Genomic DNA, 8,489 nt, shown 5'->3' with positions numbered 1-8,489 from the left:
CTCGACTCCGAGAAGTACCAACTCCGCCCCCGCGACTGGGAAACCGCCGAACGCGAGGGACGCACCATCACCCCGCTCATCACCAAGCTCAACGACATCCGCCGGCGCCATCCCGCGCTGCACGGGCTCAGGAACCTGCGCTTCCACCACACCGACAACGACGCGGTGATGGCGTACAGCAAGCGCACGGGCTCCGACGCGGTCCTGGTGGTCGTGAACCTCGACCCCCACCACGCACAGGCCGCCTGGGTCTCGCTCGACATGGCGGAACTCGGTCTGGGTCCGGACGAGAACGCGCCGGTGCGCGATGAGTTGACAGGTGAGACCTACCGATGGGGAAGGACCAACTTCGTGCGCCTGGAGCCGGGCCGGGCGCCCGCTCATGTCTTCCACGTCGGGTTTCCCGCCGACGGCACGTCCTCGGCTCACAACGGAGGGCCCGGTACCCGATGACGACGAACAAGCCCATCTCGGACACCTTCGAGGACACGCCGCAGAAGGACCGGGACCCGGAGTGGTTCAAACGCGCCGTCTTCTACGAGGTCCTCGTCCGTTCCTTCCAGGACAGCAACGGCGACGGCATCGGCGACCTCAAGGGCCTGACCGCGAAACTCGACTATCTGCAGTGGCTGGGCATCGACTGCATCTGGCTCCCGCCCTTCTTCAAGTCCCCCCTGCGCGACGGCGGCTACGACGTCTCCGACTACACCGCGGTCCTCCCCGAGTTCGGCGACCTCGCCGACTTCGTGGAGTTCGTCGACGCAGCCCACCAGCACGGCATGCGCGTCATCATCGACTTCGTCATGAACCACACCAGCGACCAGCACCCGTGGTTCCAGGAGTCCCGCAAGGACCCCGACGGCCCCTACGGCGACTACTACGTCTGGGCCGACGACGACAAGCAGTACCAGGACGCCCGCATCATCTTCGTCGACACCGAGGTCTCCAACTGGACCTTCGACCCGGTCCGCAAGCAGTACTTCTGGCACCGCTTCTTCTCCCACCAGCCGGACCTCAACTACGAGAACCCGGCCGTGCAGGAGGAGATGCTGGCCTCCCTCCGCTTCTGGCTGGACCTGGGCATCGACGGCTTCCGCCTGGACGCGGTGCCGTACCTGTACCAGGAGGAAGGCACCAACTGCGAGAACCTGCCCGCCACCCATGCCTTCCTGAAGCGTGTGCGGATGGAGATCGACGCGCTGTATCCGGACACGGTCATCCTCGCGGAGGCGAACCAGTGGCCGGAGGACGTGGTCGACTACTTCGGCGACTACAGCAGCGGCGGCGACGAATGCCACATGGCGTTCCACTTCCCCGTCATGCCCCGGATCTTCATGGCGGTCCGCAGGGAATCGCGCTACCCCGTCTCGGAGATCCTCGCCAAGACCCCCGCGATCCCCTCCAACTGCCAGTGGGGCATCTTCCTGCGCAACCACGACGAGCTCACCCTCGAGATGGTCACCGACGAAGAGCGCGACTACATGTACGCGGAGTACGCCAAGGACCCGCGTATGCGCGCCAACATCGGCATCCGGCGCCGGCTCGCCCCCCTGCTGGACAACGACCGCAACCAGATCGAACTCTTCACCGCCCTGCTGCTGTCCCTGCCCGGGTCGCCGATCCTCTACTACGGCGACGAGATCGGCATGGGCGACAACATCTGGCTCGGCGACCGCGACTCCGTCCGCACCCCCATGCAGTGGACCCCGGACCGCAACGCGGGCTTCTCCACCAGCGACCCCGGACGCCTCTACCTGCCCACGATCATGGACCCGGTCTACGGCTACCAGGTCACCAACGTCGAGGCGTCGATGTCCTCGCCCTCGTCACTGCTGCACTGGACCCGCCGCATGATCGAGATCCGCAAGCAGAACCCCGCGTTCGGGCTGGGGTCGTACACGGAACTCCACTCCTCGAATCCGGCGGTCCTCGCCTACCTGCGCGAGCACAAGGACGACCTGGTGCTGTGCGTGAACAACTTCTCCCGGTTCGCACAGCCCACCGAACTCGACCTGAGCGCCTACGAAGGACGCCACCCCGTCGAACTCATCGGCCAGGTCCGTTTCCCCGCCATCGGTGAACTTCCCTATCTCCTCACCCTCGCGGGCCACGGCTTCTACTGGTTCCGGCTCTCCCGAGTCCTCTCCCGCGCTGCCCGAGGGCGTTGAAGCGTGGGCCGGTGAAAGGACGCGTCACCATGCCGAAGACCGCATTGCTCCGGCCGAGCAGCGACGGGGGCGCCGCCGACCTGATGACCTCGCTCGCGGGGCTGCTGCGCGACTGGCTGCCGCGCCAACGCTGGTTCGCCGGCAAGGACCGGCCGGTCACGGACCTCACCCTGCTGTCCATGACGGAGCTGTATCCGGGATGTCTGCATCTGCTGGTGCACACCGGTCATGTCAGTCACAGCAGTCACGGTGGTGTACCGGCTCCCGGTGGCACTTCCCAGGCGGGGGACTGCTACCAGCTGCTGCTCGGTGTGCGTGACCATCCGGCGCCGCGCCTGGGCCGGGCCCTCATCGGACAGGTGCGGCAGGGTCCGCTGGCGGGGCTCACCGTCTACGACGCGCTGTACGACCCCCGGTCGGCGCGGCTGCTGCTGGAACGGCTGCGGAACCCCGGCACGGCGGGCCCGTTGTGCTTCGAGGCCGACCCGTCGGCGCATGTACCGGCGGGGCTGGCGCCACGGCTGCTGGACGCCGAACAGTCCAACTCCTCGCTGGTGTACGGCGACGCGTTCATCCTCAAGGTGTTCCGGCGCATCCAGCCCGGGATCAACCCCGATCTGGAGGTGCCCGGCGCGCTGGCGGGGCAGGGCTGCGGCCGGGTGCCGGCTCCGGTGGCCTGGTTCCGGACGACGTCCCCGTTCGCGGCGACCCTCGGTGTCCTCCAGCCGTTCCTGCCCGACGCGACCGACGGCTGGACCCTGGCGCTGGACGCGCTCGCCTCCGGCCACGATTTCGCGGCGCAGGCGCGTGAGCTGGGACGGGCCACGGCGGAGGTGCACCTCGCGCTGGCCTCTGCCTTCCCCGCGGGGGAGCATGACGAGAACGCGCGGACGGCGGCCGCGATGACCGAGCGGCTCGACGCCGCGGCGCACTGCGTGCCGGCGCTGCGGCCGTACGTGCCCGGGCTGCGGACCGCGTTCCGCGCGCTGCTCACCTGCGATGCCGGGCCGCCCGCCCAGCGCATCCACGGTGATCTGCACCTGGGGCAGGTGCTGCGGGCCGGCCGGGAGTGGTTCGTCATCGACTTCGAGGGCGAGCCGTCCCGTCCGCTCGCCGAGCGGTGCGGCACCCAGTCCCCGGTGCGGGACATCGCGGGAATGCTGCGCTCGTTCGACTACGCCGCCCGGCAGCGCCGCCCCTGGCGCCCTGAGTGGGCGCGCCGCTGCCGCGAGGAGTACTGCGCGGGCTATGCCGCCCGCGCCGGCTGGGACCCGCGCGAGAAGCACGGTCTGCTGCGCGCCTACGAGACCGACCGGGCCGTGTACGAGGTCCTGTACGAGGCACGGCACCGACCCGACTGGCTCCCCGTACCGATGGCGGCGATCGAGCGTCTCGCCGTAAGAGGAGGCTGAAGCAGTGGCCCTGCGTGACATCACTCCCCCCGAGACGGCCGGTCCGCCGCCGCACCCGCCGGGCACCTTCGCCGGTGCCCCTCCCCTGTCCCCCGAGGACCGCGGACGGCTGCTGGCCGGTGCCCACCACGACCCGCACTCCCTGCTGGGCGCGCACCCGGTTCCCGGCGGGATCGTCATCCGGGCGCTGCGGCCGTACGCCCACGCCGTGCGGGTCGTCATCGACGGGGTGCGCACCTATCTCTCCTCGGAGGGCGACGGTCTCTTCGCGGGGGTGCTGCCGCTCGACGCGATCCCCGAGTACACGCTGCTGGTGTCGTACGAGGACGCCGACCTGGAGATCCACGACCCGTACCGCTTCCTTCCGGCGCTCGGCAACCTGGACCTGCATCTGATCCGTGAGGGCCGCCACGAGCAGTTGTGGAAGGCGCTGGGTGCCGAGCCGATGGTCCACCAGGGTGTGGCCGGCACCCGCTTCACGGTGTGGGCGCCGAACGCGCAGGGGGTGCGGGTCGCGGGGGACTTCGGCTGCTGGGACGGTACGGCGTTCCCGATGCGGTCGCTGGGTTCGTCCGGCGTGTGGGAGTTGTTCCTGCCGGGCGTCGGCGAGGGTGCCCGGTACAAGTTCGAGATCACCTCCCGCCACGGGCACCGCTTCCTCAAGGCCGACCCGATGGCACGCCAGGCGGAGGTGCCGCCCGCGACGGCGTCCGTGGTGACGGTCCCGCACCACGAGTGGGGCGACGCGGAGTGGATGGCGCGGCGCGGGGAAACCCCGGTGCACGAGGCGCCGTTCTCCGTGTACGAGGTCCATCTTCCTTCCTGGAAACCCGGCCTGACGTACCGTCAGCTTGCCGAGGAGCTTCCGGCGTATGTCAGGGACCTCGGTTTCACCCATGTGGAGTTCATGCCGGTCGCCCAGCATCCGTTCAGCGGGTCCTGGGGATACCAGGTCACCGGGTTCTACGCGCCCATGTCCCGGCTCGGCGGCCCGGACGACCTGAGGTATCTGATCGACTGCCTGCACCGGGCGGGGATCGGTGTGATCATGGACTGGGTGCCGGCCCACTTCCCCAAGGACGACTGGGCGCTGGCCCGCTTCGACGGGGAGCCGTTGTACGAGCCCGGGGACTGGCGGCGGGCCGAGCACCCGGACTGGGGCACCTACGAGTTCGACTTCGGGCGCACGGAGGTCCGCAACTTCCTCGTCGCGAACGCCGTGTACTGGTGCGAGGAGTTCCATGTCGACGGGCTGCGGGTGGACGCGGTCGCGTCGATGCTCTACCTCGACTACTCGCGTGACTCCGGCCAGTGGTCCCCCAACGTGTTCGGCGGGCGTGAGGACCTGGACGCGGTGGCCTTCCTCCAGGAGATGAACGCGACCGTGTACCGGCGGGCGCCCGGTGTGCTGACCATCGCGGAGGAGTCCACGGCGTGGGACGGCGTGACCCGCCCCACCGACAGCGGCGGGCTGGGCTTCGGGCTGAAGTGGAACATGGGCTGGATGCACGACTCCCTCGGCTACATGGCGAAGGAGCCGGTGCACCGCAAGTACCACCACAACGAGATGACGTTCTCGATGGTGTACGCGTACAGCGAGAACTACGTCCTGCCGATCTCCCATGACGAGGTGGTGCACGGCAAGCAGGCGCTGGTGTCGAAGATGCCGGGCGACTGGTGGCAGCGGCGGGCGAACCACCGCGCCTATCTCGGCTTCATGTGGGCCCACCCGGGCAAGCAGCTCCTGTTCATGGGGCAGGAGTTCGCCCAGGGCGGCGAATGGTCCGAGCCGCACGGCCCGGACTGGTGGCTCCTCGATCCCGGGTACGGCGCGGAGGCCGATCACCGGGGTGTGCGGGACCTGGTCCGGGATCTCAACGCGCTCTACCGGGGCACCCCTGCGCTCTGGCAGCGTGACAGTGATCCGGCCGGCTTCCAGTGGGTGAAGGGCGACGCCGCCGAGGACAACGTCTTCGCGTTCCTGCGGCTCGCCGCGGACGGCACCCCGCTGCTGTCCGTCTCCAACCTGAGCCCGGTCGTGCGTCATGACTACCGTCTGGGGGCGCCCGGTGACGTCTCCGCCTGGCGGGAGGTCCTCAACACCGACGCCGCGGCCTACGGAGGCGGTGACGTCACCAACCCGGACCCGGTGAAGGCCGAGCCCAGCCCCTACGACGGCCGTCCGGCCACCCTTCGGCTCACCCTGCCGCCGCTGGCGACGATCTGGCTCAAGCCCGTGTAGTTTCCGGCGTGAACTGGGCGGACGGTCGTCCCCGCACCCTCTGTTACCGTGCACATATGGCAGCGAACACGGCCGATGCCCGGCTCGAGGAACGGTGGCGGGACATCCTCGCGGTGCATGCCCGCACGATGTGCGAGATCGACCGCGCGCTGCATCCCCACGGCCTCGGGGCCAGCGACTTCGAGGTGCTCGACGTCCTCGCGTCCGGCCTCGCCGCCTCGGACGCGGATGATCACTGCCGGGTGCAGAACATCGCGGGGAAGGTTCACCTCAGTCAGAGCGCGCTGTCCCGGCTGATCGCGCGGCTGGAGAAGGACGGCCTGGTCACGCGCGCGGTCTGCGTCGAGGACCGGCGCGGGGTGCGGGTCGCCCTCACCGACAAGGGCAGGTCGCTGCACTCCGAGGTGCTGCCGCTGCAGCGCGACGTCCTGGCCAGGACGCTGCGCGGCGTCTGACGCCGGCCCGCGCCCGGGTGGGGCGGCGTGCCGTCTCCGGGAAGGGGCTGTGAGGTCCGTACGCCCCCAGGCCCCCTCCCTGGTCGGTGGAGGTCAGAAGTCGTGCCTGCCCAGGAGGGTGCCGACGTCGTGGGCGTCGAGGGTCAGGCCGTGCGGTGAGCCGGCGTCGATGGTCAGGGACAGGTCGCTGTCGGGCCACTGGGAGGCGAGGGCCCCGAGCGGCACCAGACGGTAGCGGGAGACGAACGGCAGCAGCTCGGCCATGGCCGGTTCCGAGGTGAACACGGGCACGACCTGTTCGCCGCCCGGCTGCTCCAGAACGGGGAGCGCCACGGCTGTGGGGTCGCTCAGGGCCGCGTCGTCGGCGTCGTCCGGTACGGGGACCAGGACGTCGCTTCCGGCCAGGGTGTCCAGCGCGGCCGTGTCGCCGTTGTCGAGCGCGAGTGCGGTCAGCGCCTGCTGGGCCGGTGTGGCGGACTCGGGGGCGTGGTGGTTGTTGGCGGGTATGTCCATTGGAAGATCCCTGATGGTGGGGACGGGCCGCCCGGGACAAGATCCGAACCGGGCACGACGCCCCTCGCGTACCCGATCCGCAGACGGCCATTCCTGTGCCCCGCCGATGCCGGTGCGGAGCGCGGGGCACAGGTGCGGGCTCACTTCGGATACGGTCCGTCGGCGCCGATCTTTCCGGGGCCGTTCAGCACGTACACCCGCAGGTCGCCCCTGCCGGGTGCGCCCGCATCGAGCCTGCCGTCCGTGACGGTCCTGACCTCGCCCGTGACGGCGTCGCGGTAGCCGCGTAAGGATCGCACGGCCGGCGGATCCGGTGGTGAGAATCGACCAGCGATGGTGACCTGCGCCCACGCGCCCGCCGACATGTGCCGCCTAGCGTGGGGGCATGACCATGCAACCCTGGTTTCCCGACGCCAAGCTGGGCATCTTCGTCCACTACGGCATCTACGCCGTGGACGGGGTGCCGGAGTCCTGGTCCTTCTACTGGGGCGAGGTGACGCACGAGCGGTACATGAAACAGCTCGACGGTTTCACCGCGTCCCGCTACGACCCGCGGTCCTGGGCCGAGTTGTTCGCCCGCGCCGGTGCGAAGTACGCGGTGCTCACCGCGCGGCACCACGACGGCGTCGCCCTGTGGGACACCGCCCAGGGCGACCTGAGCGTGGTCCGGCGGACCCCCGCGGGCCGTGACCTGGTGGCCGGATACGTCGAAGCGCTGCGCGCGGAGGGCCTGAAGGTGGGCCTGTACTACTCGCACTCCGACTGGAACCACCCGGACTACGCGAGCGTCCGCCACCCCGGCATCGAGCAGTGGTCCCAGAGCCGTCCCGGCGGCGCCGACCCCAACCCTTACTCGCATGCCGCGCCCGGCGAGGAGGACCCGGCCGCCTGGGACCGCTTCCTCGCCTACCGCGACGCCCAGGTCCGCGAGCTGGTCGAGCGCTTCCGCCCCGACCTGCTCTGGTTCGACGGAGAGTGGGAACGCACCGAACAGCAGTGGCGGATCGCGGAGCTGGCCGACCTGATCCTCTCGGAGAACCCCGGCACCGTCCTCAACGCCCGGATGCCGGGCCACGGGGACTACGCCACCCCGGAACAGGGCGTGCCGCTCGAAGCGCCGGACGGACCCTGGGAGTTGTGCCTCACCGTCAACGACTCATGGGGCTTCCAGCACCACGACGACAACCACAAGTCGGTGCGCCAGCTGGTGCGTTACTTCACCGAGACGATCGGCATGGGCGGCAATCTGCTGCTGGACGTCGGCCCTCGGGAGGACGGCACCGTCCCCGACGAGCAGATCGAGCGCCTGGAGGGGCTCGGCGCGTGGATCGGCCGGCACTCCGACGCCGTGTACGGCACGGTCGCCGGACTGCCCGCCGGACACCACTACGGTCCCAGCACCCTCTCCCCGGACCGGCGCACCCTGTATCTGATGTGCTTCGACGTACCGCGCGAATCCGTGGCGGTACGCGGGCTGCGCAACCGGGTCACCCGGGTGACCGTCCTCGGCACGGGCACCGGACTGGGTCACCGCGTGATCGGCGGCCTCGACGCGGTGCCCGGCGTGACCTGGATCGACGCGCCCGCCGAGGCCGACCTCGACCCGTACGCGACCGTGCTCGCCGTCGAACTGGACGGGGAGCTGGACCTCTACCGGGGCACGGGACGCGACTGACCGAGGACCTCGTGGGCGGTCACC

At 70.1% G+C, this 8,489-nt stretch carries 7 protein-coding genes and 1 pseudogene; 6 read left to right on the top strand and 2 right to left on the bottom strand.

Annotation, left to right across the window (positions count from 1 at the left end):
* From AC067N_RS38060 to AC067N_RS38040, 5 genes and pseudogenes are all read left to right on the top strand, one after another.
* Window positions 1-453, top strand: a pseudogene (locus tag AC067N_RS38060) (alpha-1,4-glucan--maltose-1-phosphate maltosyltransferase); the annotation flags it as partial.
* Window positions 450-2,168, top strand: coding sequence for a maltose alpha-D-glucosyltransferase (gene treS, locus AC067N_RS38055; RefSeq protein WP_478683529.1), 1,719 nt, complete (start codon window positions 450-452; stop codon window positions 2,166-2,168). The pseudogene AC067N_RS38060 and the gene treS, both read left to right, overlap by 4 nt.
* Window positions 2,169-2,197: 29 nt before the next feature.
* Window positions 2,198-3,580 (top strand): maltokinase N-terminal cap-like domain-containing protein, encoded by a 1,383-nt coding sequence (locus AC067N_RS38050; protein ID WP_478683528.1) that lies wholly within the window; start codon window positions 2,198-2,200, stop codon window positions 3,578-3,580.
* Window positions 3,581-3,584: 4 nt separating this feature from the next.
* Window positions 3,585-5,822, top strand: a complete 2,238-nt coding sequence (glgB, locus tag AC067N_RS38045; RefSeq protein WP_478683527.1) for a 1,4-alpha-glucan branching enzyme — start codon at window positions 3,585-3,587, stop codon at window positions 5,820-5,822.
* A gap of 56 nt (window positions 5,823-5,878) precedes the next feature.
* Window positions 5,879-6,277, top strand: a complete 399-nt coding sequence (locus AC067N_RS38040) for a MarR family winged helix-turn-helix transcriptional regulator (protein ID WP_478683526.1) — start codon at window positions 5,879-5,881, stop codon at window positions 6,275-6,277.
* A 93-nt stretch (window positions 6,278-6,370) separates the two neighbouring features.
* Here the strand turns inward: AC067N_RS38040 and AC067N_RS38035 are convergent, their stop codons facing one another.
* Entirely contained in the window at window positions 6,371-6,790 is a 420-nt protein-coding gene (locus AC067N_RS38035) for an SseB family protein (RefSeq protein ID WP_478683525.1), read from the bottom strand.
* Between the two features lie 140 nt (window positions 6,791-6,930).
* The gene (locus tag AC067N_RS38030) at window positions 6,931-7,089 is read right to left on the bottom strand and encodes a hypothetical protein (RefSeq protein WP_478683524.1); all 159 of its coding nucleotides are present in this window, start codon (window positions 7,087-7,089) and stop codon (window positions 6,931-6,933) included.
* Window positions 7,090-7,175: 86 nt separating this feature from the next.
* Between AC067N_RS38030 and AC067N_RS38025 the strand changes: the two genes are divergently transcribed.
* The gene (locus tag AC067N_RS38025) at window positions 7,176-8,465 is read left to right on the top strand and encodes an alpha-L-fucosidase (RefSeq protein WP_478683523.1); all 1,290 of its coding nucleotides are present in this window, start codon (window positions 7,176-7,178) and stop codon (window positions 8,463-8,465) included.
* Window positions 8,466-8,489: the final 24 nt, after the last annotated feature.

The organism is Streptomyces sp. NPDC042364 (assembly GCF_056437585.1).
Note: the sequence above shows the minus strand (reverse complement) of the source record. Positions and strands in the feature narration are given on the sequence as shown.

Bases quoted from the DNA above. Each gene is read 5' to 3' on its own strand.
- treS (WP_478683529.1), top strand. From the start codon at position 450: ATGACGACGAACAAGCCCATCTCGGACACCTTCGAGGACACGCCGCAG.
- AC067N_RS38035 (WP_478683525.1), bottom strand. From the start codon at position 6,790: ATGGACATACCCGCCAACAACCACCACGCCCCCGAGTCCGCCACACCG.
- AC067N_RS38040 (WP_478683526.1), top strand. From the start codon at position 5,879: ATGGCAGCGAACACGGCCGATGCCCGGCTCGAGGAACGGTGGCGGGAC.
- AC067N_RS38025 (WP_478683523.1), top strand. From the start codon at position 7,176: ATGACCATGCAACCCTGGTTTCCCGACGCCAAGCTGGGCATCTTCGTC.
- AC067N_RS38050 (WP_478683528.1), top strand. From the start codon at position 2,198: ATGCCGAAGACCGCATTGCTCCGGCCGAGCAGCGACGGGGGCGCCGCC.